Origin of the sequence: Geotalea sp. SG265 (assembly GCF_022808985.1) — a bacterium.
Lineage (GTDB): Bacteria > Desulfobacterota > Desulfuromonadia > Geobacterales > Geobacteraceae > Geotalea.
Genome location: NZ_JAKZFT010000023.1, coordinates 19,654 through 40,598 on the forward strand (window position 1 = coordinate 19,654; position 20,945 = coordinate 40,598).

21 protein-coding genes are annotated in these 20,945 nt (G+C 54.9%); 11 read left to right on the forward strand and 10 right to left on the reverse strand.

Annotated features, from left to right (window positions below):
* Positions 1-31 precede the first annotated feature (31 nt).
* The 7 genes from ML541_RS17915 to ML541_RS17945 form a co-directional block, all read right to left on the reverse strand.
* Positions 32-1,450 carry a hypothetical protein gene (locus ML541_RS17915; RefSeq protein WP_243375122.1) on the reverse strand — a complete coding sequence of 473 codons (1,419 nt, stop codon included), beginning with the start codon at positions 1,448-1,450 and terminating at the stop codon, positions 32-34.
* Between the two features lie 30 nt (positions 1,451-1,480).
* The gene (locus ML541_RS17920; protein WP_243375124.1) at positions 1,481-2,449 is read right to left on the reverse strand and encodes a hypothetical protein; all 969 of its coding nucleotides are present in this window, start codon (positions 2,447-2,449) and stop codon (positions 1,481-1,483) included.
* A gap of 91 nt (positions 2,450-2,540) precedes the next feature.
* The gene (locus tag ML541_RS17925; RefSeq protein ID WP_243375126.1) at positions 2,541-2,894 is read right to left on the reverse strand and encodes a glutaredoxin domain-containing protein; all 354 of its coding nucleotides are present in this window, start codon (positions 2,892-2,894) and stop codon (positions 2,541-2,543) included.
* A 31-nt stretch (positions 2,895-2,925) separates the two neighbouring features.
* A complete protein-coding gene (locus ML541_RS17930) occupies positions 2,926-4,239 on the reverse strand; it encodes a nitrogenase component 1 (protein WP_243375129.1) in 1,314 nt (437 codons plus the stop codon).
* Complete coding sequence (locus ML541_RS17935) at positions 4,239-5,711, reverse strand: nitrogenase component 1 (RefSeq protein WP_243375131.1); 1,473 nt, start codon at positions 5,709-5,711, stop codon at positions 4,239-4,241. Before ML541_RS17935 ends, ML541_RS17930 begins: the two co-directional genes overlap by 1 nt.
* Positions 5,712-5,729: 18 nt before the next feature.
* Positions 5,730-7,067 (reverse strand): nitrogenase component 1, encoded by a 1,338-nt coding sequence (locus ML541_RS17940; RefSeq protein WP_243375134.1) that lies wholly within the window; start codon positions 7,065-7,067, stop codon positions 5,730-5,732.
* A 63-nt stretch (positions 7,068-7,130) separates the two neighbouring features.
* Complete coding sequence (locus ML541_RS17945; protein ID WP_243375136.1) at positions 7,131-8,630, reverse strand: nitrogenase component 1; 1,500 nt, start codon at positions 8,628-8,630, stop codon at positions 7,131-7,133.
* Positions 8,631-9,307: 677 nt separating this feature from the next.
* Between ML541_RS17945 and ML541_RS17950 the strand changes: the two genes are divergently transcribed.
* From ML541_RS17950 to ML541_RS17980, 7 genes are read left to right on the forward strand one after another with little or no spacing between them, the layout of a single operon-like run.
* Entirely contained in the window at positions 9,308-10,144 is an 837-nt protein-coding gene (locus ML541_RS17950) for a hypothetical protein (protein ID WP_243375139.1), read from the forward strand.
* A 17-nt stretch (positions 10,145-10,161) separates the two neighbouring features.
* On the forward strand, positions 10,162-11,046 hold the full coding sequence (locus ML541_RS17955) for an ABC transporter ATP-binding protein (protein WP_243375142.1): 885 nt from the start codon (positions 10,162-10,164) through the stop codon (positions 11,044-11,046).
* Positions 11,043-11,801: an ABC transporter permease gene (locus tag ML541_RS17960; protein WP_243375144.1), complete on the forward strand. Its 759-nt coding sequence runs from the start codon at positions 11,043-11,045 to the stop codon at positions 11,799-11,801. Before ML541_RS17955 ends, ML541_RS17960 begins: the two co-directional genes overlap by 4 nt.
* Positions 11,802-11,829: 28 nt before the next feature.
* Complete coding sequence (locus ML541_RS17965; protein ID WP_243375147.1) at positions 11,830-12,840, forward strand: ABC transporter substrate-binding protein; 1,011 nt, start codon at positions 11,830-11,832, stop codon at positions 12,838-12,840.
* Positions 12,840-14,039 carry an ABC transporter permease gene (locus ML541_RS17970; RefSeq protein WP_243375150.1) on the forward strand — a complete coding sequence of 400 codons (1,200 nt, stop codon included), beginning with the start codon at positions 12,840-12,842 and terminating at the stop codon, positions 14,037-14,039. The genes ML541_RS17965 and ML541_RS17970 overlap by 1 nt, the downstream gene beginning before the upstream one ends.
* 14 nt (positions 14,040-14,053) lie before the next feature.
* Entirely contained in the window at positions 14,054-14,698 is a 645-nt protein-coding gene (locus tag ML541_RS17975; RefSeq protein ID WP_243375153.1) for an ABC transporter ATP-binding protein, read from the forward strand.
* A gap of 32 nt (positions 14,699-14,730) precedes the next feature.
* Positions 14,731-16,020 (forward strand): homocysteine synthase, encoded by a 1,290-nt coding sequence (locus ML541_RS17980; RefSeq protein ID WP_243375154.1) that lies wholly within the window; start codon positions 14,731-14,733, stop codon positions 16,018-16,020.
* Between the two features lie 110 nt (positions 16,021-16,130).
* Here ML541_RS17980 and ML541_RS17985 read toward each other — a convergent pair whose 3' ends face one another.
* Both ML541_RS17985 and ML541_RS17990 read right to left on the reverse strand, forming a co-directional pair.
* Positions 16,131-16,517 (reverse strand): type II toxin-antitoxin system death-on-curing family toxin, encoded by a 387-nt coding sequence (locus ML541_RS17985; RefSeq protein ID WP_243375157.1) that lies wholly within the window; start codon positions 16,515-16,517, stop codon positions 16,131-16,133.
* Positions 16,514-16,759 carry an AbrB/MazE/SpoVT family DNA-binding domain-containing protein gene (locus ML541_RS17990; protein ID WP_243375160.1) on the reverse strand — a complete coding sequence of 82 codons (246 nt, stop codon included), beginning with the start codon at positions 16,757-16,759 and terminating at the stop codon, positions 16,514-16,516. Before ML541_RS17990 ends, ML541_RS17985 begins: the two co-directional genes overlap by 4 nt.
* 156 nt (positions 16,760-16,915) lie before the next feature.
* Between ML541_RS17990 and ML541_RS19015 the strand changes: the two genes are divergently transcribed.
* The 4 genes from ML541_RS19015 (at position 16,916) to ML541_RS19020 (ending at position 19,656) form a co-directional block, all read left to right on the forward strand.
* Positions 16,916-17,173, forward strand: a complete 258-nt coding sequence (locus ML541_RS19015; protein ID WP_347710813.1) for a type II toxin-antitoxin system RelE/ParE family toxin — start codon at positions 16,916-16,918, stop codon at positions 17,171-17,173.
* Positions 17,170-17,544: a helix-turn-helix transcriptional regulator gene (locus ML541_RS18000; RefSeq protein WP_243375162.1), complete on the forward strand. Its 375-nt coding sequence runs from the start codon at positions 17,170-17,172 to the stop codon at positions 17,542-17,544. Before ML541_RS19015 ends, ML541_RS18000 begins: the two co-directional genes overlap by 4 nt.
* Positions 17,545-18,727: 1,183 nt before the next feature.
* Entirely contained in the window at positions 18,728-19,087 is a 360-nt protein-coding gene (locus tag ML541_RS18005; RefSeq protein ID WP_243375165.1) for a helix-turn-helix domain-containing protein, read from the forward strand.
* A gap of 179 nt (positions 19,088-19,266) precedes the next feature.
* Positions 19,267-19,656, forward strand: coding sequence for an ImmA/IrrE family metallo-endopeptidase (locus ML541_RS19020; protein ID WP_347710814.1), 390 nt, complete (start codon positions 19,267-19,269; stop codon positions 19,654-19,656).
* A 90-nt stretch (positions 19,657-19,746) separates the two neighbouring features.
* Here ML541_RS19020 and ML541_RS18010 read toward each other — a convergent pair whose 3' ends face one another.
* Positions 19,747-20,484, reverse strand: coding sequence for an abortive infection system antitoxin AbiGi family protein (locus ML541_RS18010; RefSeq protein WP_243375167.1), 738 nt, complete (start codon positions 20,482-20,484; stop codon positions 19,747-19,749).
* Positions 20,485-20,945: the final 461 nt, after the last annotated feature.

Here is a 20,945-nt window from a genome sequence, read left to right on the forward strand (position 1 = left end):
CTGCCATTGCAACTCTTCGCTCAGAACTTGCTCAGAAGAAATAATAGAAAGCAAGCCTGCCCACATTCGCCTGGCCGAAATCAGATGTCCCGGCAAGAGGAGACGTACCGTTATTGGCGGTAACATTCACTGGGTTACCGTACTGCGTCTTCAGATGTTGGTACTCTACGGCAATGCGCAAAGCGGCATTGAGATCATAGGAAGCATTGGCGAATAAAGATTCGTTGAATTTTTCGAAGTTGGAGTTGTTCTTGTAGGTAGCGTAGTTAAGCGCCCCGCGCCTTCCGTAGCCCACTGAGATGCCCAGGTCCTGAACAGGATAATAGATCAGCTGAGAACCAAGACCGTAGCCCTTGGCCGCTGTAAGATTGCCTGGGGTCCCGACCAACGAGGCTGCCGTGGCGCTGGTTCCCGCAACGGTAACCAGGTTGGCTGCTTCATAAATCTGCCCTTCGAAGGTCAAGGTCCCTTCCCTGCTCTTGCCATCTGTCGAGCTGATCAGCGGAACAAACGTGTAAAATCCAATGCCCCAGGTATCGACCCGACGGGCATTTCCGTTTACATCCTGATTTCCATAAATACCGAAGAAGCCGGCAGTAAATGGGTTCTGAATAAGTCCTGCTGCCCCGGGAGAAACACCGAGCGCTTTACTGATAAAAAGCACCTGGCCGGCGAAATTTGGCAATGCCCCCCAGGTATCACCGGCTGCCCCTGCTGTACCCGGCGTGCCGTTGGTACCGCCAGGGCCGCCCTTCGTGTTAGTTATGGAGTTATTGTCCTGGTAAGGAGTCTGAACTCCTGCCAGTATTTTGATGGAGTTATTCTTGTCAAGTGCCAGACGGTGGGTCACTCTCAGCTGCGGGTTTCTTGTTCCTGGAAAGCCAGTGCCGCCATTGCCTCGAAAATCAATTGTGCTGGCGATCGCCAGTCCGAATATGTCGGCGGTCTGACCAAAAAGGAACTGAGTCTTGCCCCAGTCCAGATTGGCATAGGCATGTCGCAGCCTGGGGCTTGGGTTGAGAAAATCAGTCGTGGCAGCTGCATTTGTATCCTGGAAATCAAATTCCAGCAAGCTGCTAGTTTTGGCCCCGAGCAGCGCAGGACCGTTGGCTTTGAGCCATATCCTCGACTGGCGTGCCGAGAACACCGATTGGTCCCGTTGGTTGGCAAGGCTTGAGGTCTTGGGTAGCGCCTGTGGTGACATCTGTGAGTAGTTGTGGCCGAAGTTCACCGAGTTATATGCGTAGTCAAGTTTGATGAAGCCGCCGACCGACAGGTTGAACTTGCTGGTCGCTGGGGCATTGAGATTGCCGTAGATCCCCGGGGCAACCTCACAGGATGGTGCAAAATCACAGTTGTAGGGAACCTGCGCCGGACCGTTACCGTTCTCCGCGCCATGGGCGGTCGTTGCGGCGAAGAGCGCCGCGGCCAAAAATGCTGTTTTTTTCATCCTTTTCCTCCTTGGTGATAATACAAATTATTATTCAGGTTCAACAAAGTCGCCCGGTTGCGCTTTGGTGGCATCTGCAGTTATGCCAAAAGCGCCATCCAAGCCGACATAATCGGTTACGACAAAATCGGTGATCTTGTTGCCATGGGCGAAACCGAGACCGCTGATCACCTCGCCGCCCCGGTAAACGGCCAGCCGCTGGCCCTGCTTCAGTCCCGACGTCAGCCCGGCATCCACGTAGATTCGATCACCCTTAACCGTGGCCACCTTGGCATACCAGGGTGTGCGGCTGAGGGAATCCTGTACCGCCCAAGCCAGCCCGCTCACCGCCCGTTGCACGGCCTCTTCCCGGCTTTCGTCTTTCTCCGGTTCGGGTATTCTGACGGTAAAGGACCGAATCAAGGCCGGCCCGCGGTTGTCATAGAGGTCGGCTTTTATCACGGCGCCGGTGTCAGTTCCCTCAGGGGCGTCGATTATGAGTACCGCCCCCCTTCCGAGCTGTCGGGCAGCAGCAGTAACCAGGTCAGTTTTCTCGTCGCCTGACGAAGGTTGAGCGATAGCCTGGCTTTCGACAGGTCGGACAACACAACTCTGGGCCAGTTGCCCACGAATCACACTGGCCAGGTGCAGGTTTTCCACCTCGGCCACCAATAACCGGTGTCGCAAGCCAGCAGGTTGGGCCGCTGCCCTACCACCCTGCTCAGCCTCTGCCGTTACCTTCTCGTAGCCTTTCCTCACCAGCTCCCGTCCGCGCGGGATGCCATTTACCAGCGAACTCTTCGGCACCCAGACCTTCGGATTCTCCGCCGGGTTCCCAAGGTTTATGGGGTTGTCGATCTCCACGTACTCATCCTGATTGACAGGTACAATGGTTCGATTGCAGCCACTGAGAACGGCAAGGCCAACCACTATCACCCAGCCTGCCAATAACCACCTGATGCTCTTTTCCCAACCCTTCCCCATGCGGTTCCTTTTTCTTCCCACTTGGATCTCGTCCATCGTTTTTTCCTCCATAAAAAAAGGCCGCACCCCATCAGGGAACGGCCTCCAGTTTTGCTGGTCAACCTTATCTATTTTAATTCTGCAGCGATTACTTCGCCTTAGCGGCACATACCTCTGCAAAGGCTCGCTGAAACGATTCGCGAATGAATCCCCGCAGCACCTTCTGGTCATTGCCGATGACGATCACCGGCACGGCACGGCTTTTATACCTGGTCGTCATCTCCTCCAGATACCTGCCATTGTCGGCAATATCCTTTTTGACAAAGGGGATGTTGTTTCTGGCCAGGTATTCCTTGGCGGCAGTACAATTGGCACACCATGGCGCCGTATAGAGGACCACCCGCGGGAAGGCAGCAACCTGCTCAGCCGCACCCGTTGATGCCTGCCCTGACACGCCCCAAAGAAGGAATACAACGGCAACCGTAATCCTGATCATGTTCATAACCACCTCCATCGGATCTGGGAACTGAAAATCATTGGAAACTGCTCAAGATTACCGAATAGATGTCTTCTGTCAGCCGCAGCGCCCCTTCGTAGCCGACAAAAGTCCGGCTCAGAATCAGGCGGTCGGAAACCGGCATGGCAACGGAAAGTGGATAACCCTTGAGCTCCCGGGCGATGACCCGATCCCAACTACTCCCCAGAATAAGCGGCCGCTCGCGGAAAGTCCGTTTCTCCAGTTCGGTGCGGACCGTGCGACCGTCGGCGCCGTAATGGACCGGCGACACCAGGGCCGCGTCGAAACGGGCGAACTCAGCCTCCACCAGAGGCAGATACTCTTCAGGCACCTTTTCCGTCACGAACTGCACCTCAGGAATCAAGCCCAGGTCGTTGATGAGGAAACGGGTCAGCCCCAGTGCATAAAAGCTGTCGGCAATGATAACGAAATGGCCGGGGAGAAACCGGGTCTCAAAGAGGAGATCGGCAGAGCGCTCGATGTAATAATAGTAACGTTCCTCCTCCCGCTGGATGGTGGTTTCCACGGTAGTGGCGGGAACGCCGGCATAGGCGCCGACCGCACGTAGAAAACTCCCCGTTTCCGTTGCGCCGATGGGAAGCACCGGATAATGCAGGAATGGCGTTGAGAATTTTTCTTCCAGCCGCTTCACCGTTTTCAAGCCAACCCACGGCGACAGCAGCAGGTTGAACTGGGCGGCCGGAATGCGGCGGATCGAAGCCACCCCCTCCCCCGGTCCGTAGATCAGGTTGGGGGTAAGGCCGATTGAACGGAGCAGACTGCCGATTGCCTGAAGCGTCCCAGCCCAGTAAGGGTCCTGATAGGGAAGGACCGTCCAGACATTGACCAGCCCTTGTTCCACCTGCGTCGGCTCCAGAAACTGATCGATGATCGCCTGCCAAAGCAGTTCGTGCCCAAAGTAGTTGTCTCCCTTGAAGCCACCTGTCTCAGCAAAGACGATCGGCGCGCCATTTGCCTTGAAACTGCGTACCACCTCTCCCACATCGTCGCCGACAATGTCGGAGGTACAGCCGGTCAGGACCACGTACAGATCACCATCCATCACCTTCAGCGTATTGGCGATCGTCTCCCGCAGCTTGCCCTCACCGCCGAAAACCACCTCCTTTTCCGTGGCATTGGTACAAGGAACCGTATGTCCCCCCACATAGCTGGCCCCCTGAAAGCCGTTGCCGTTGGACAAGCCGCTCCAAAGTTTCTGGCCGCAGCCGGGACCGGCATGGATAATGGGAATAGCCCGGGGAATCGCCACCACTGATTGCAATGCGCCAAGGGCGCAGACGTTTCGTATCTGTTCAACCACTTCGGCCATCAGACAGCCTCCTGCTCAAGAAATGTGTAAGAATCCTGCCCGTACCACCAGTCGCTGTAGGGCAGCCTGACCCGTTCGGCCAGCTTATTGACGAAATTGCGGTTCGTCAGGGCATCGATGATGCGCCAGCCGAAGTTGACCAGACCCCGATGGCCGAAGGCTGTGTATTCGTCAATGACCGGCACTGCCGTGATGCCCAGTTTTGCGGCCCAGACCGAGCTTCCCGGATGCCGGGAGAAATAGAGGTCGGGCTTGAGCCGTGACAGGGTATTGGTGATCTCGAACAGTTGCTGGTCCCCCACGCTGAAGGTGATGTCCTGCTCACGCGCAGCAGCCCGGAGAATGGCAGGCGGCTGGTCGCCGTAATCGTAATGCTGGTCGTAGTGCCAGCTGGCTGCATGCAGTACCTTGATCCCCAACTCATCCAGCACCCCCAGGTAGGACTGGGCATAGCTGGGGCCCATACCGACAACAGCCCTGGTCCCCTTGAGCCGACCTCTGATCTCATCGAGTTCCGCCTGGGTTGCGGCGCGCTCCTCAGCGATCAGCTGTTCCACCTCAACCTCTTTTCCCACGGCAGCGCCAATCCCGCGCAGCCAGGCCTCGATGCCGGCAAAGCCGTGGGGAGGAATGGTCTTCACATAAGGAATGCCGTACTGCTCCTCAAGGGCCGTGCCCATGTAACTGCCGAGAGTGGTACAGACTGTCGCGGTAACGGCTGCCTCGGAGATGGTTTCCAGTTCTTCCACCGTGGCGAAGGGAATGATGAAGCGGGGCTCCAGGCCGATGCGGCCGAAGAGCCGGGTGATGTATGCCCTGGCGCTGCCACGGAAGTTGATCATGTTCACCAGGGAGGGCTGCCTTTGCCGCGGCGGTTTGACGATGCCAGTAAGCACCGCATGGAAGGCCGCGTCGAACCCGGAAGCCCAGACCTTGCTCCGGAATCCCTCGCAGGAGACGGGAATGACCGGTATGGGAACCTCATCTTTCAGTTCGCTGATCACCCCCTTGATGTCGTCGCCGATGATCCCTGAAGCGCAGGAGGTGGTGACAAAGATAGCCTTGGGTCGGAACCTTCGCCAGGCCTCCAGAATGCCCGCCCGCAGCTTTTCCGTACCACCGAAGACGGTGTCCGATTCTTCCATGTTGGTGTTGATCAACTGGATGTTGCGGTTGTCCTGTTGCCGGTAAAACCGCCCGTAATGGTTCGCAATGTTGTGATAGACCGTGTCGCCGGCACAGCCGACAGGCGCATGGTTGACGATGGCGGCATCGACGATGTTGGCCAAAAGCGTCTGAGCACAGCCGGAGCTGCAGGAACTGGTCTGACTGAAGCTGCGCTCGCAGTTACTGATGGTGCTGCCACAGCGGGTACGGGCGACAAGATCCTTAAGGGTGCCGGCATAGCCGGTAATGGCCCCCAGGCGGGCCTCCCGGATGGGCGCTTCTGATATGTCGAGGTTTATGGGCATTTGATGAGTCTCCTTCCTTTAGCGATTGGATACCAGCACGCTGATGAGCTCCGTCACCAGGTGCAAACCGCCGCGGAATCCGGCATAGAACTGGTCGGTGACGATGCGGTTGGTGATGGGGTAGGATACCCCCCAGAACGCCGCTTTGAGCCCCGCTGCCAGCGGCCGGTCCAGGTTGCTGCCGATAACGAAGGCCGGGCTGATGGGAGTTCCATAGGGATCATCCTCTTGTGCCAGCTGCTCATTGAGGCGCTCGGTAATCCGGTCCGTGTCTGCCTCGAAAATGAGCTTCGGGCGCAGGTCGGCCGGAATCGTCTCAAGCCGTTTGGCCACCGCCTGTTTCTGCTCCTCATTCAAGAGGTCCGTTACGGCCGTAAAATAGGGAATCCAGCCCAGGTCGTCGGCAATGAAGCGGTTAACGGCAAAGGTATAGTTGGCGTTGCCGATCACTACTCCGAAACGCTGGAAGTCCTGGTCGGTGAAAAGATCGGTCAGGGGGTTGATGAAACGGTAGTAATAGGCCTTTTCATCGGCAATCACCCGCTCCAGTGTTTCATCATCCACCTTGAGCTGCGCGGCGATCCGCCGCAGGAATTCCTCGGTGGCAGTCGGCCCGATGGGGAGCGGTTCAGAAACGAACGGAGTGCCGTGGGTGAATTCAAAAACCTCAGCCGGTTTGACGCCGTGAACATCGGAAAAGACAATGTTCAGCGAGGCGCGTGATGCCTCCTTCAGGTCTTTCAGATCATCGAAGGGGGTGAGGAATGTGTTGGCCTTGATCCCCAGCAGACCGAGCAGGCGCTTGATCTCCAGAAGATTGCCACGCCAGAAGACGTCTTGGGCTGGCACAAAGCCGAAGAGGTTCACCAGCTTCGGATCCTTCTCCAACCCTTTCTCCACGAACTGGGTAATGATCGCTTCCCAGATGAAGTCGGCCCCGACGGTGGAATCCCCCTTGAAGCCCCCGGTTTCGGCAACGATAACTGGCTTGCCATGCTTGCGGAATTCTCCCACCACCGCCCGCACATCGTCACCGATGATGTCGGTCATGCAGCCGGTAATGACGGCATAGACGTCTGCGTCCACCACCTCCAAGGTTGCGGCGATCTGCTCGGCCAGGCGATCCTCGCCGCCGAAAATTACTTCTCTTTCCAAAATATTGGTGCTGGGGGTAGCCCGGCCGTCGGTGAGGGTGGTCCCCCAGTAGCCGCCGCCGACCGTGGCCGCACCGTCGGCGCTGGCAGCACAGCCGGGGGCCGAGTGGACAATGGCCACCGCTCGCTCGATCGAGTTTATGGTCACCAGCGCGCCACCCAGGGCACATTGGTAACGGGGTCGTTCTATATGGGTACTCATATGGATCTCCTATTAGGTTGGCTCTGTCCTGGTGAAGTCCTTCACTCTTCACTCTTCACTCTTTCAAGCCGCCTCGCTCTTGATATAGGCGAATGGGCTCTTCTCATACCATTCCTTGCGGTAGGCTTCCGGGACGTTCTGGCTCAATTTGGCATTGAAGGCGTGGTTGCGCAGGTTCCGCACGGCCTTTTTCGCCACTTCATAAAAGCCGCGGTAACCCACATAGTGATCGAAGATCCGGAATATGGTGATGGTCGGGTAGCCGAGGCGGGCCGCCCAGGCATTGTCGAAGACATGGCCACAGAAAAGATCGGGATCGACCTTCTTCAGCAGGTTGACCAGCTCGAAGGGCTGGAAGTTGGCGATGTCGATGGGGAAATCTTTCCCCTTCTGCGCCTCGATCAGCCGGTCGTAGAACTCGGTGCCGAAATCATCGTGGTGGTAGGACCGCAGGCCGACGATCTCCATCCCCAGCTCCTGGAAAAGACCGCCGGTCACCAGAGCGCGGAATTCCCCGGCGGAGAGGAAAACTTTGATCCCTTTCAGTGCCGGCAGATACTTCTCCACCCCCTTTTTCACCTTGGCTTCCTCGGCTTCTATCAGGGCCAGCGCCTCATTCTCCAGTCCGAAATTGCCGGCGATGTCCAGAAGCCAGCGACGGGTGTTCTCCAGGCCGATGGGCATGTCCTTCAAGACGCAGGGGATGCCGTACTCGGTGTTCAGGTAGTGCACCAGGTAATCATCATGGGTCGGGCAGACGCTGACGGTCAGATCGGCCTGGGTCATGCGGCGGATGGTTTCCCGGTCGGCAAAGTTGGGACCGATGACCACGTCGATGCCGATGGCGTTCAAAAGCCGCTCCAGTTCCACTTCATCGGGCTTGCCCATGGAGGCCAGATTGATGACGTTGACGATTGGCCGCTCTCCCGGCTTTCGCCCCTCTTTTTTCGGCGGCGGGCCGTCCTTGTCCTTCTCGATAAAGCCGTGGACCATGGCATGGAAGGCCACGTCATAGCCGGTGGCCCAGACCTTGGTCTTGAAGCCTTCGCAATGGGAATACAGAAGCGATGTGTCAATCAGGGGTCTCACCTTTTCGATCACCCCCACCAGGTCATCACCGATGATGGACGGGGTGCAGGTGTGCATGACGATGATGGACTTGGGCTTGTACTTCTCGTTGACCGCCAGGATGGTTTCTTCCAGGCGCTGTTCGCCACCATGGACCACGTCCGATTCATCCAGGTTGGTGGAAAACCAGAGGCTGTCCTTGGCATTGGGGTTGCCCCGCAACAGGTGATGGAGGCGGATACTGGTGTTCATGCCGAAACCGGTGGAGCCGCAGCCAATGGCTCCGTGGACGATGACCGCCGTCTCCGGCAGGGTCAGCAGCATCCCCAAGGTCGGCAGCAGCTGGCAAAGCCCCGCCTGGGAAAATCCCCGTTCGTTGTTCTTCAGACAGATCTTGTCCTGCTTGCCGATACCGCTGGCACAGCCGCCGAAGGCCATGCAGGCGGCAACCCGCTCTTCACGCCCCGGCACTATTTTGTCTTCCTTCAATCCCATAGCCGTCTCCTTTATTCCTTCAGATTTAAGCTCAAAATAGAAAAACCGGAGGGTCGCGCATACTACGCTCGACACCTCCGGTTTCGCCGGTCGGCCTGCCAGTTTTATTCTTTTTAGTCTATCAACTTAGTAGCTTTATAGCCGAGTCATTCCTTAATGTCAACCACTTTCTGTTGGCTTGGTTAATCTCCCTGACCGGTAATGGAAGCAATCACCAGGTTCTGGCTTCCGTTACTGCTAATGCCATGGTGCTCCAAAACCGGAACGACGACGATCTGGCCAACGCCTATGGGCTGGAATTCTTGCCGGTCAAAGCTTCCCCACTCCTTCGATGACCATCCAAATGTGACTGCCGTGATGGGTAGGGGTAATTTCCTGCCTGATGTCAATGCACTTCCGCGAGGTCAGGAGGCCCTAAAAAACTTATTGACAGAATTTCAAATTTAAAATATAAGTCTATCGACTTTATAGTGTAACTATTCTGATTTCAGCATGGCTGACCGGAAAACCGGAGGTCAAAGGAAAATCTTCCTTTGGCCTTTTTTGTTTCTTTAGCGGAACTTTGCATTACCGAACTTATACAACCCTGCTGACCGGAAAGACCGGAGACCAGGATGCATGTCCAGATTACATGTGGGCATCCTCCAAGTCTTTATGAAAGCTGCAAGGGAGGTACTATGAAATCTGGGAAAACGACAAAACGCAGCATTATTGCCAAGGCTAAATCCCTTGGCGCCAGCCTTGTTAATTTCGCACCAGTTTCCCGCTGGGAAGAGTTTGGCGAGGTATTGCCCGAATACCGACCAAAGGCGCTGTGGGACAAGGCTGAAACAGTCATTGTTATCGCCGTCCCTATGCTGCTGCCGGTTCTGGAGAGCACCCCTTCCATCAATTACCAGGAGATGTACAACGCGACCAACAGTCTCCTCGACCAGATCGGCTTCCGCCTTTCGGTCTGGCTCAATGACCGAGGACACGCCTCCATCTTCATGCCCCGTGACGGCTACGGAAATCTTGAGATCCTCTTGAACAAGTACCAGGGCTGCTTCAGCCACGTGTTTGCCGCCAAATATGCCGGCCAGGGGACCATTGCCTACAGCCACAATCTCATCACGCCTGAGTATGGGCCACGGGTACGCATGGTCTCCATCCTGACCTCGCTGAAAATTGCAGGCGATCCCTTGATCGAAAAGGATGTCTGCACCAAATGCGAGGTCTGTCGCAAACTCTGCCCATCCAGCTCATTTACCACGCGCCCCGACTCGATCATCGCCGAAATGGATGTTGATGCCTGCACCCGGTATCACCAAGTTTTGCGAGGTGAGAACCGCTGGCCGTGCGGTATATGCTGCAAAGTCTGCCCCGTCGGAGGAGACCGGAAATTATATGAAAGCACGAACATCGGTCGTTATCTCAGGGAGCGGGAAGTACTTGACGAAAATCCGGAAGATGAGAACTACCGGAGTTGGGTACACCAGCGGCAGCATGGTTCATCAGGAAACCGTATTTATTAACAGAGGGGGATAGAGCGATGGCATCAGTAGATATTGAAAACCTTTCAAAGCGATATATCTCCAAGGCCGGCGGCGACTGTCTTGCCCTGGATGATCTCAATCTCAGCATAGAAAAAGGGGAGTTTTTCGCCCTTTTGGGGCCTAGCGGCTGCGGCAAGTCGACCTTGCTGCACATTATCGGCGGATTGAACAGCGCCGACGGCAAGATACTGATCAACGGACAGCCGGTAAAGGGGCCTGGACTGAACCGGGGTATCGTTTTCCAGGAATATGCCCTGTTTCCTTGGCTCACTGTGGTGGAAAACGTTGCCTTCGGCCTGAAGATGAAGGGGGTAGCAAAGCGGGAGAGACTTCAGACGGCCCGCGAGTGTCTGGCGCTGGTCGGTCTTTCCGGATTTGAGGAGCGGTATCCCGATCAACTCTCGGGGGGCATGAAGCAGCGTACTGCCATTGCCCGTGCCCTTGCCTACGATCCGGAAGTGCTGCTGATGGATGAGCCCTTTGCGGCCTTGGATGCCCAGACCAGGGAGATTCTCCAGGGGGAACTGCTGAAGATCTGGGAAAAGACCGGCAAGACCATCATCTTCGTTACCCACAGTATCGAAGAGGCAGTCTTTCTCGCCCAAAGGGTAGCGGTCATCACCTCCCGACCAGGGCGGATCAAGAAGATAGTGGACATTCCCCTGTCCACACCGCGCTATGAAGAGGAGGACATCCGCTCCTCTGCTGCATTCTCGGAAGTCAGGCATGAGCTATGGAAGCTGTTAAGTGAAGAAGTGGTGAATTCTGGTACATTGAACGGCTATGGTGGCTCCAGCAAAGCTGTGCAGGCCAAGGGATCTGAGCCATTGGGCGAAGGCCTCCTGCTGCAGGCTCAGACGGAAGGGGTGGAACAGCAATGAAAACGAGAATTCTGCAAGTATCTGTAGTCATACTCTTACTGGCGCTTTGGCAGGTGTTGCCCCAACTGGAGGTCATCAACCCGCATTTTCTCCCTCCTCTTTCCGAAGTCGTAAAGACCATCCACGCTCTGCTCGCGGCCAAGGAACTCCAGGCACACATCCTCATCAGCCTGAAGAGGATCTCTGCCGGATTGCTGGTCGCCCTTCTGGTGGGTGCCCCTTTGGGCCTGTTGATGGGCTGGTTCAGGGAATTTGAGCAGGTCGTTGATGCACCGCTGCAAGCCGGCCGACAGATTTCGGCCCTGGCCTTGTTCCCGGTCTTTATCCTCCTGTTCGGCATTGGCGAGGTTTCCAAGGCCATCATCATCTTTTGGGCATCGTTCTGGCCGATCCTCCTGAACAGCATCGTCGGGGTGAAAAACATCGATCCGATCCTGATCAGGTCGGCCCGTTCCATGGATGCCCGGGGGGTGAAGCTGCTCGTTAATATCATCATCCCTGCAGCGGCTCCTTCCATGTTCACCGGCATACGCCTGGGTGCATCCTATGCATTCATGGTGCTCGTTGCCGCTGAAATGGTCGGGGCCAATTCGGGACTGGGCTTTCTCGTCCTCAATTCCCAGGAGACCTTCAGGATTCCGGAAATGTACGCCGCAATCATCACCCTCTGTCTGTTCGGTCTTCTGATCAATCATGCTCTGCTCCTGCTGGAGCAACGGGCAACGAAATGGCGCCAGTTAAGGGCTAATGGATAGACACAACAACAATAAAAGGAGAAGCAGAATGGAAAACATGTTCAGGAATGGAATTTTTCGCCTGGCATCCCTCGTGCTGGCCGGCACCATGCTGACAGCCGTCGGGGCAGCCTCAGCGGAGACGGCCAAGAAAAAGGGAAGCCAGGCGCCCTTCGAGGTGAAATATGCCAACATCCAGTGGTTCGATCCGGTCTACATCGCCGATGAAAAGGGATGGTTCGAGGAAGAAGGGCTGAAGATCAAATGGGTCGGCGAGATCCCGGCGGCCCAGCTGGTACCTTCGGTCGCTTCCCGGTCCATCGACTTCGCCAACCGGCACACCCCCCTGGTACTTACCGCTAATGCCGGGGGAGCAAAACTGAAGATCATCTCTGCCGGTGCCAGGACAACCGCCGAGCGTCCCCATATGAAGTATCTGGTCAGTGGCGAAAACACCAGCATCAAAAGCGTCAAGGATTTCAAAGGGAAAAAGATCGGCATCAACAGCTTTGGCGCCTGTTCTGAGTATGTGCTCAAAGAGTATCTCAAGCGAAATGGTCTCGATAAAGATGTCCAGTTTGTCGTCATCCCCGATGCCAACCAGGAACAGGTGCTGAAACAGGGGCAGATCGACGTGGCCGTTCTTCACTCACCCTATTACGAGAAAGCGACAAAGGCTGGTGGCGCCCGTGAGGTATTCAGCGATTACGTGGTCGATAAAGGACGGACCGGGATGCTCCCCTACTTCACCAGCGAAGAGCTGATTCGCGAGCACCCCGAAGTGGTGAAGAAATTCGTCAAGGTGCTGGTCAAGGCTTCCAACTGGACCAACAAACACCATGATGAAGCTGCCCGGATCTTTGCCAAGCGGAGAGGCCTCGACCCCAGATATGTCGGCAGCTGGGAATACTACAAAGACGGCAAAGTCCCCAGCGACAAGGAAGTGCAGTGGTGGATCGATCTGCTGGTCCGGGAAGGAAAGCTGAAAAAGGGCCAGATCGTGGCCAAGGATGTATATACCAATGCCTATGCGTCCCAGGCCGTAAGCAATAAAAAATAATGCTGCGGATCATCGGACATAGCCTGACCAGAAGATGGGTGCAGTCCCTCTCCACGCTGACGGCGGTGGTCTTCAGCGTGGGGATATTCTTCGCCATCTACCTGCTCTATCTAAGCGTTTCCCTGGGGCTTGACGCCGGCAAAAAGCGGCTGGGCGCAGATCTGCTTGTAATACCTGCGGACTCCATCGTCGAGCCGGAAATGCTGCTTTTTACTGGTCAGCCGTACAATGTCTACATGAACCGGGAGATCGAAGGGCAAATCGCCAAGATTCCCGGCGTAAGGCGCACCACGCCACAATTCTTCGCCCAGACCCTCAATGAGACCTGCTGCACCCTGATCGGGGCTACCCGCCTGATCGGTTTCGATCAAAGGTCGGACTGGCTGGTTCTTTCCTGGATTAAACGCCTGCCCGGTGGTGGTCTGGCGCCGGACCAGGTGATCGTCGGCTCCGGGGTCAAGGGCTTTTCCGGGCAAACAGCCACCATCCTGAAAAAGAAGGTGCGGGTGGCGGCAGTTTTGGAGCCGACGGCGACAAGCCTGGACTACTCGGTGCTGATGCCCATCGATGCCACCCGCGACTTGGTAAAAACCATTCCCTATTTTCAGACCTTTCTCGGCAATCAAGGCGACGTCAGCCGGGCTGTTTCGGCAGTGCTGGTAGACGTGGACAACGATTTCGACCGTGGCACGGTGGTCAAAGCCATCGAACGCACCGGCAGGGTCCGGGTCATTCAGGCATCAGTGGTGCTGCAGCGGATCAAGGACCAGATGGATGTGCTGTTTCTGGTCATGCTCTGCGCCGGGACGCTGGCCGCCGTCTCTTCAATCATCCAGCTTTTCGCCCGCTTCTTTTCCCTGGCCTGGGACCGCAAGGGTGAGTGGGGGCTCTACCGTGCCCTGGGCGCCACCCGCAGAGATTTGAAATTGCTGGTAGCCGGCGAGGCGTTGTTTTTAACCTGGGGTGGCGTTGCTGCCGGATTGGTCCTGGGTTACTGCCTCAATGCAGCAGTGCTCCACCTGCTGGAACGGCAGGCCGCCTTTCCCCTTCTTGACCCGTCGCCAATGGACATTACGGTTGGAATACTGGCAATCTCCGGCGCCTTTACCCTGCTCGGCCTGATCGCCGCCCTGATACCGGGCATCAAAAGCGCCGGCATCGACCCATCGTCGGCCATGGCCATGGGAGACATTGATTGAATGAGGTCTACTAGATGTTGCTGGAAATGATCGATGTAAACAAGAAGTTCGACGACGATACCATCATCAGGGAGGTGTCGTTAGGGGTAACGGCAGGTCAGTCAGTGGCGGTTACCGGGCCTTCTGGCAGCGGCAAATCAACACTGATGTCCATCTTCGGCCTGTTGCTTCAGCCATCCCAGGGTGAGGTGCGGTTCAACGGACAGCCGGTATCTAGCCTCTCCGACGACGAGCGGTCCCGGCTGCGTAACCGCTCCTTTGGCTTCATCTTCCAAAACCCGCAACTGATCGGATCACTGTCGGTGCTGGATAATGTACTGGTACCAGCCCGACTGGCACGAAGACCGAATCTCGATGCCGCAGCAAAAGTAACACTGGAATCGTTCGGCCTGGGACACCGCCTGAAGCATCTGCCGCACCAGTTGAGCATTGGCCAGAAACGCCGGGTAGCCATTGCCAGGGCGCTGTTGCTGGGGCCGGAGGTAGTATTTGCCGATGAACCGACCAACGACCTGGACCAGGAGTTGGCAGGCCAGATCGGCGAGTACCTGTTGAGCCTGCCCAAAAGCGGCAGCGCGCTGGTGCTGGTCACCCATGATCACCATCTTGCCGCAAAAGCAGACCGAACGGTTCGGATCGATAACGGCACCATTCACTAAGCAGAGATATAAACGAGGAGGTTACACACAGTATGAGCGAAACTCAGACATTTTCAGCAGAAACCTTGGCCCTTCACGCCGGCCAGAAGCCCGATCCCGCCACGAATTCACGGGCGGTACCCATTTACCAGACCACATCCTATGTTTTCAACGATGCCGACCATGCCGCGAGACTGTTCGGCCTGCAGGAGTTCGGCAATATCTACACCCGCCTGATGAACCCCACCACCGATGTCTTTGAGCAGCGTGTGGCAGCTTTGGAAGGGGGCGTTGCCGCGCTGGCGGTTGCCTCAGGCCAGTCGGCCATCACCCTGGCTATCCTCACCCTGGCCCACGCGGGGGACGAGATCGTTTCTGCAACCAGCCTCTATGGCGGCACCTTCAACCTGTTCCACTACACCCTGCCGCAGCTGGGGGTGACGGTAAAATTTGTCGATCCATCGGATCCGGAAAACTTCCGCAAGGCGATCACGCCGAAAACCAAGCTGCTCTATGGAGAGACCGTCGGCAATCCGAAACTGGACACGCTGGACATCGAAAAGGTAGCGGCTATTGCCCATGAACACAACATCCCGCTGATCGTGGACAACACGACCCCGTCACCCTACCTGGTGCAGCCGCTGAAGCACGGCGCCGACATCGTCGTCCATTCGGCGACCAAGTTCATCGGCGGCCACGGCACTTCCATAGGCGGCGTCATCGTCGATGGCGGCACCTTCAACTGGGGCAACGACAAATTTCCCCAGTTGTCCGAGCCCGATCCATCCTACCATGGCATCAATTTCTGGCAGGCCCTGGGCAACATCGCCTACATCATCAAGGTCCGCGTCCAGTTACTGCGGGACATTGGACCGGCCCTCTCCCCTTTCAACTCATTCCTCCTCCTGCAGGGCTTGGAGACGCTGCACCTGCGCCTGGAGCGCCACAGTACCAACGCACTGGCAGTGGCCAAACATCTCAAGGAGCATCCCAAGGTCGGCTGGGTCACCTATCCCGGTCTGGCAGATCATCCGTCATTTAAAACGGCTCAAAAGTATCATACCCGCGGATTGTATGGCGCCCTGGTCGGCTTCGGCATCAAGGGAGGAGGAGTGGAGGAAGGGAAAAAGTTCATCAACTCACTGAAGCTGCATTCGCTGCTGGCCAATATCGGCGATGCCAAGTCGCTCGTCATTCACCCGGCTTCGACCACCCATCAGCAGTTGAGTCCGGAAGAGCAGCTTTCCGCCGGCGTAACGCCGGATTTTATTCGCCTCTCCGTCGGCATCGAGAACGTCAATGACATCATCGCCGATTTAGATCAAGCTTTAGCTCAAGTATAAAGGGTTTATTGCAATCATGGTGGGTCGTGCTACTGGAGGGGTTAGGCAGGCCTGTCTTCTTTTGGATGCCGGATTTTAAAGAGTCCGGCATCATTTTTTATCCAACTACATCATAAAGGTATGGCCCGGCTGCGTAACCAGGTCTCCACTTCCTTGGCACCGGCCTCACCAGCAGCCATGGCCATGGTAAAGCGATAGAGCTCATCCTGCGTTGTTTGGAGACGGAAGCCATTGAACTGAAGCAACAACCCGGCTGTGGTAATCCCCGTTCGCTTGTTGCCGTCCACAAAGGGGTGATTTTTGATTATGGACTCCATCAGTGCAGCTGCCTTGGCAAAAATATCGGGATAGAGGTCTCCACCGTCGAAGGTCGCCTGGGGCCTTGCTGCAGCAGCCTGCAAGAGGCCCAGATCGCGGACGCCATGGCTGCCGCCGGTCGTCTCGATAAGGCGGTAGTGGATGAAGAGTATCTGCTGCGCCGTCAGGTAATTAATCATTCGGCGAGCTTTTTCAACGCCGGTTTGTACTGCTCGATGAAATCATTGACCTGCGCGGCAAAGGCTTCATCCACCCCTTCCGCATAGGAAGCCGGTTTCACCGGCTCGATGACTATCCGCCCGTGTTCTTCGTCCACCTGCACATCCACTTCCGATCCCACCGCAAGTTTCAGCTTCTCCAGGGCCTCGACGGGAAGCGACACTCCCCGGCTGTTGCCGATGGCGCAAATCTTTCGACGCATACGATGCTCCCTTGGCTTTTGTTATAACAGGATTATAACGGGTGGTGGGATGAGAGGCAAGAGGTTTGGTGAAGGGCACAGGTGAGGCTTCAGGAATTATTGTGATAATTGGAACAAAAAGTTTGCTCGCTTGTTAGCAATATGTTAACATAAAACATGTTCTCCATTGAATACTCGAAGGTAGCCCGAAAGGCGCTGAAAGCCATGCCGCGTAATACGGCAAGGTTGATCATAGAGAAGATCGACGCGTTGGCTACCGACCCTATGGCGCCAAACAACAACGTTAAGAAACTCACCGGTCATCCGGGTTACCGGCTACGCGTAGGCGATTGGCGGATAGTCTACACGATCCACGAGCATGCCCTTGTGATAGCAGTAGTACGTATCGCGCCGCGAGGAGAGGTGTACCAATGAAAGCACAGATTATCGAAAAAGACGGCAAACCTGAATTTGCTGTTATTCCATACGTGGATTATCAGCATTTCCTGGAACTGCTTGAGGATGAAGCTGATGCGCGAGCCGTTGCCGAATTTCACGAAGCCTATACTGCCGGCCGGGAGTTTCTCATCCCTGACGAAATCATGCGTCGTGAGGTTGCGGGAGAATCGCCGGTAAAACTCTGGCGTGAGCATCGCGGCCTGACCCAGCAGGAACTCGCAACGCGGGCGGGAATCAGCAAGCCTTATCTTTCGCAGATCGAGACCGGCAAGCGGCAGGGAACGGTTGAGACTCTTTCTGCCATAGCCCGTGCACTGGATGTACCTTTGGATGTTTTGACGGGATAGCGGGGTAAAAGCTAGGTATCTCACCCCTATCTGATGTAAATCACCAGATGCAAGCATGAACCTACTATTCTCTGACCCCACTATTCTCAGATTTCTCTCAGTCTTCCCTCACACTCGGCTACACCCTAAGAAAAGGCAATAAACTCCCTATTTCCGGAGGAGAATTTTCTGTTCTAATTAGATTCACAACCGCATCAGGTACTTTACGTACCCCAAACCCTGCATTAAAGAAGTTCATCGCCTGATGGCAACGATCGCCCGCTAGGTCCATCTGCTGACAGCAGTCACGATAAAGCTTTCCGGAGTTGCATCCGCATAATTCTGTCGGCTGGAACTCTGTCACCCTTTCATATGCGTGGCGTGCTGACTGTGGTCCAGGCCATCGCTGAAGCACTTGTAGGTGGAGATGCCGGAAGGCCCAGACGGTGTAGATGTCCAGTAATGTTACAAGGGGATTTCCAATCGTCCAAGCTCCGTCATCTGCCTCAAAAGCGCAGATTGAGCCGTCAGGACAGTTTGTGTGCCTTGGACCAATCCACACAGGGTGCCGCAAAGGGATTCCCTTCCAGAATCCCCAACTCCGGACGATGCGCCGCCCATCGAAGGGAACTCCGGTAAGGAATACTGCTTTCTGCCACAGGCCTGGTAATACAAGGCTCTCAGTGAGAAGCCATATTCCTTCTGCCTGAGCCCAGACTTTAGCCCCGGGATATACTTGTAAAACAGTGGCTACCTCCTTTCTGTACTGTTCTTCGAGGCTTGTGCCGACGACCGATGCGGCGGCACTTGACGACCATGATCCACTGGCTGCCCTTTTCCCGCTGGCGGCCCCTGCCCCCGATCCAGTTGTGGGTCTTGTCTCTCCTGATCTTTTTTCATGACTTTCCTCCGTTGCCGGCACTATTGAAAGAACCGACGGATCGTCCGGCTTTACGAGTCCGCGATTCATTACTCTTGGAAAAATACCTCGATCCAGTTGATTACCCATTTCATGTATTTTGTGGGTTATGTCCATGAATCACCAACCTCCGAGGTGTCAATTTAAGTTCAAGCCTCCCCAGTAGGATGCTTCTGTGGGGGACGAACAAAACATATTGCAAATATGGGTTCCTGTTGCTAGAATCGAACACAATGACACTATTGCATAAGTGAATCAAAATTGCAAGAGTCGAACGGAGTGAAAATGGAAAAAAAAATGGGGTGGTTCGATGCGATGGGATTTTATCAAGCGCTGGATGCCACTAGACAAGCCCGAAAACTAACTTGGAGGCAGGTAGCTGCCAAATCAGGAATTGCTGCCTCGACGTTAACGAGAATGGCACAAGGGAAACGACCGGATGTTGATAGTCTTGCAGCATTGACGGCATGGTCTGGGTTGAGGGCCGATGACTTTGTCCGAGATCGGGAAGGACAGGCAGAAGCAGAACCGCTGGCAATGATATCGACGTACCTTCGGAGCGATGCTAACTTAACCCCTGAAGCTGCCGATGCATTAGATGAACTAATTAAAGCAACATACAACAGACTGCGAAAGGGAAAGTGATGGGGCTGCGGCGAGGCTTCAAATCAGAGGCAAGTGCAATCGCTAGAGAAGTGCGCGCCGAACTTGGCCTCGGTCCTATCGCCGCACTCGACCCATGGAGGCTGGCAGAGCATCTGGAAATCCCAGTCGTGCCGCTCAGCAACTTTGCTGAGGAGGCACCCAAGGCTGTAAAGACATTTATGTCTGTGGAAGAGGGAGCATTCTCTGCTGTCACAGTCTTTCATGGGTCAGCACGAGTTATTGTCCACAATAATGCTCATGCGAAAGTGAGGCAAACTAGTGACGTGGCCCATGAGTTGTCCCATGCATTGCTCCACCACCCTCCGATGCCAGCGTTCGACCATCGAGGGTGTCGGGATTGGGACGACGAATTAGAGGACGAAGCAAAGTGGCTTGCAGGGACACTGCTAATACCGGAGGAGGCAGCACTTCAAATTTTGAGGAGGGGAATGAGTATAGAGGACGCTGCAGGTCGGTATAATGTGAGTCAAAAGATGGTGCAATACCGGCTAAATGTAACCGGTGCTTATAGCCGTGTCCAAAGGGAGCGCGCTTGGCGACGCCGTTGACTCTGTAGTTGCATGAGCGGAGGAAAAGCGAGCGAGACCAATGTGGAAAACTATATCAAAAAACAGCCGCCCCCCTTTTACCCTCTAGAACTACATATCGCACCTGATTTGTTCAACAGTAAGGATACGGGTAGATAGACGGTCTACTTCATCGTAAGAATACTTCTTTCCTTTCGCGTCCCTGAGGTGGTGAATGAACTCTCTGATTTCAGAGTCATCATTTATGATAATGTACTTGATATCATTGGGTGCGAACTCTAGCCTGATCTCTTCAAGATAAGCATCACATTCTTTCTTATGAACGAGATAGCCCTCAGCATCTACGATCATGGGACATGGCGCAGAAAGTGGTGGGACAAAACGCCATTCCCGCTCGTCAGAAAACCTGTAATTTAGCTCTGTTTTCCCCTTCCGAGTTAAGTCTCCCTCATAGTTTTTAATGTACCGGAGAGCATCAATGAGAGACTTTTGTTCAGCTGACAACTCATGCAATTCAGCATCTCCAATATAATGATTGAATGCATCTTCGTAGCTTCCAGCAAGCATCGAATTTTTCGCTACGTAGAGCACTGGATTCAGCCCTTTTGTTATTCCCCAATCCTTTGTGAGGCCAAGTCCGTAATTGCCATACTTAGATATATGATCTTTAATTTCAGATAATGGGATATCACAAAAACTCACCATAGGGGCGTGATATATTGTTTCCTCCGGGTCTTTCAGCAACACCGTTTCCTTGCAGTAAGAAACCCGGAAGTTCTCTTCCAAAATTCGCTTTAGTATTTCCTTGCTGTTAGTAAAGTGAATAAGGGTATTTGCGCTTAAGGGCATAGTAAATTCTCCGGTGAATCCTAAATTGATCAGCAACCGTCCTTCGAGGGATACTAACCCGATTTAATGTTGATTTCCAGTCCTTGATTTGCATTCTCTTTATTTAGGAGATTTGCCGGACACGTTGCTTAATTCTGATTCGCAGAACCAATTATGGAGGCCATCCATAATTCTATACCCGCCCTCCCTCACCCTATACACCTGCTGAAAAGTCGGCAAGAGGTGAGATGTAAGACGCAAGACGAATTGGGCTGCCGGAGCAATTTTGGGGGAAAAAATACGCGGCATTCAGTTTCATCGGGCAGACACCACTCGACCAACCGAATCCTGGCTGGGTGGATTCAAATTGCAAGTGCACCACGTGAATTTTGAAAGAAGACTTCGTGTGGTGTCTGGTAGTTAAGGCATTTTCTGGGTCGATGATTCACCTTTTCAATTATGAAATGCAGTTCTTCTTCAGT

Excerpts from the sequence above, each read along its gene's own strand:
- ML541_RS17955 (WP_243375142.1), top strand. The coding sequence starts at position 10,162 with ATGGCATCAGTAGATATTGAAAACCTTTCAAAGCGATATATCTCCAAG.
- ML541_RS17980 (WP_243375154.1), top strand. The coding sequence starts at position 14,731 with ATGAGCGAAACTCAGACATTTTCAGCAGAAACCTTGGCCCTTCACGCC.
- ML541_RS17950 (WP_243375139.1), top strand. The coding sequence starts at position 9,308 with ATGAAATCTGGGAAAACGACAAAACGCAGCATTATTGCCAAGGCTAAA.
- ML541_RS17985 (WP_243375157.1), bottom strand. The coding sequence starts at position 16,517 with ATGATTAATTACCTGACGGCGCAGCAGATACTCTTCATCCACTACCGC.
- ML541_RS18005 (WP_243375165.1), top strand. The coding sequence starts at position 18,728 with ATGGAAAAAAAAATGGGGTGGTTCGATGCGATGGGATTTTATCAAGCG.
- ML541_RS17965 (WP_243375147.1), top strand. The coding sequence starts at position 11,830 with ATGGAAAACATGTTCAGGAATGGAATTTTTCGCCTGGCATCCCTCGTG.
- ML541_RS17925 (WP_243375126.1), bottom strand. The coding sequence starts at position 2,894 with ATGAACATGATCAGGATTACGGTTGCCGTTGTATTCCTTCTTTGGGGC.
- ML541_RS17990 (WP_243375160.1), bottom strand. The coding sequence starts at position 16,759 with ATGCGTCGAAAGATTTGCGCCATCGGCAACAGCCGGGGAGTGTCGCTT.
- ML541_RS19020 (WP_347710814.1), top strand. The coding sequence starts at position 19,267 with ATGTCTGTGGAAGAGGGAGCATTCTCTGCTGTCACAGTCTTTCATGGG.
- ML541_RS17945 (WP_243375136.1), bottom strand. The coding sequence starts at position 8,630 with ATGGGATTGAAGGAAGACAAAATAGTGCCGGGGCGTGAAGAGCGGGTT.
- ML541_RS17930 (WP_243375129.1), bottom strand. The coding sequence starts at position 4,239 with ATGGCCGAAGTGGTTGAACAGATACGAAACGTCTGCGCCCTTGGCGCA.
- ML541_RS17970 (WP_243375150.1), top strand. The coding sequence starts at position 12,840 with ATGCTGCGGATCATCGGACATAGCCTGACCAGAAGATGGGTGCAGTCC.
- ML541_RS19015 (WP_347710813.1), top strand. The coding sequence starts at position 16,916 with ATGTTCTCCATTGAATACTCGAAGGTAGCCCGAAAGGCGCTGAAAGCC.
- ML541_RS17940 (WP_243375134.1), bottom strand. The coding sequence starts at position 7,067 with ATGAGTACCCATATAGAACGACCCCGTTACCAATGTGCCCTGGGTGGC.
- ML541_RS17975 (WP_243375153.1), top strand. The coding sequence starts at position 14,054 with ATGTTGCTGGAAATGATCGATGTAAACAAGAAGTTCGACGACGATACC.
- ML541_RS17960 (WP_243375144.1), top strand. The coding sequence starts at position 11,043 with ATGAAAACGAGAATTCTGCAAGTATCTGTAGTCATACTCTTACTGGCG.
- ML541_RS17920 (WP_243375124.1), bottom strand. The coding sequence starts at position 2,449 with ATGGACGAGATCCAAGTGGGAAGAAAAAGGAACCGCATGGGGAAGGGT.
- ML541_RS17935 (WP_243375131.1), bottom strand. The coding sequence starts at position 5,711 with ATGCCCATAAACCTCGACATATCAGAAGCGCCCATCCGGGAGGCCCGC.
- ML541_RS18000 (WP_243375162.1), top strand. The coding sequence starts at position 17,170 with ATGAAAGCACAGATTATCGAAAAAGACGGCAAACCTGAATTTGCTGTT.
- ML541_RS18010 (WP_243375167.1), bottom strand. The coding sequence starts at position 20,484 with ATGCCCTTAAGCGCAAATACCCTTATTCACTTTACTAACAGCAAGGAA.
- ML541_RS17915 (WP_243375122.1), bottom strand. The coding sequence starts at position 1,450 with ATGAAAAAAACAGCATTTTTGGCCGCGGCGCTCTTCGCCGCAACGACC.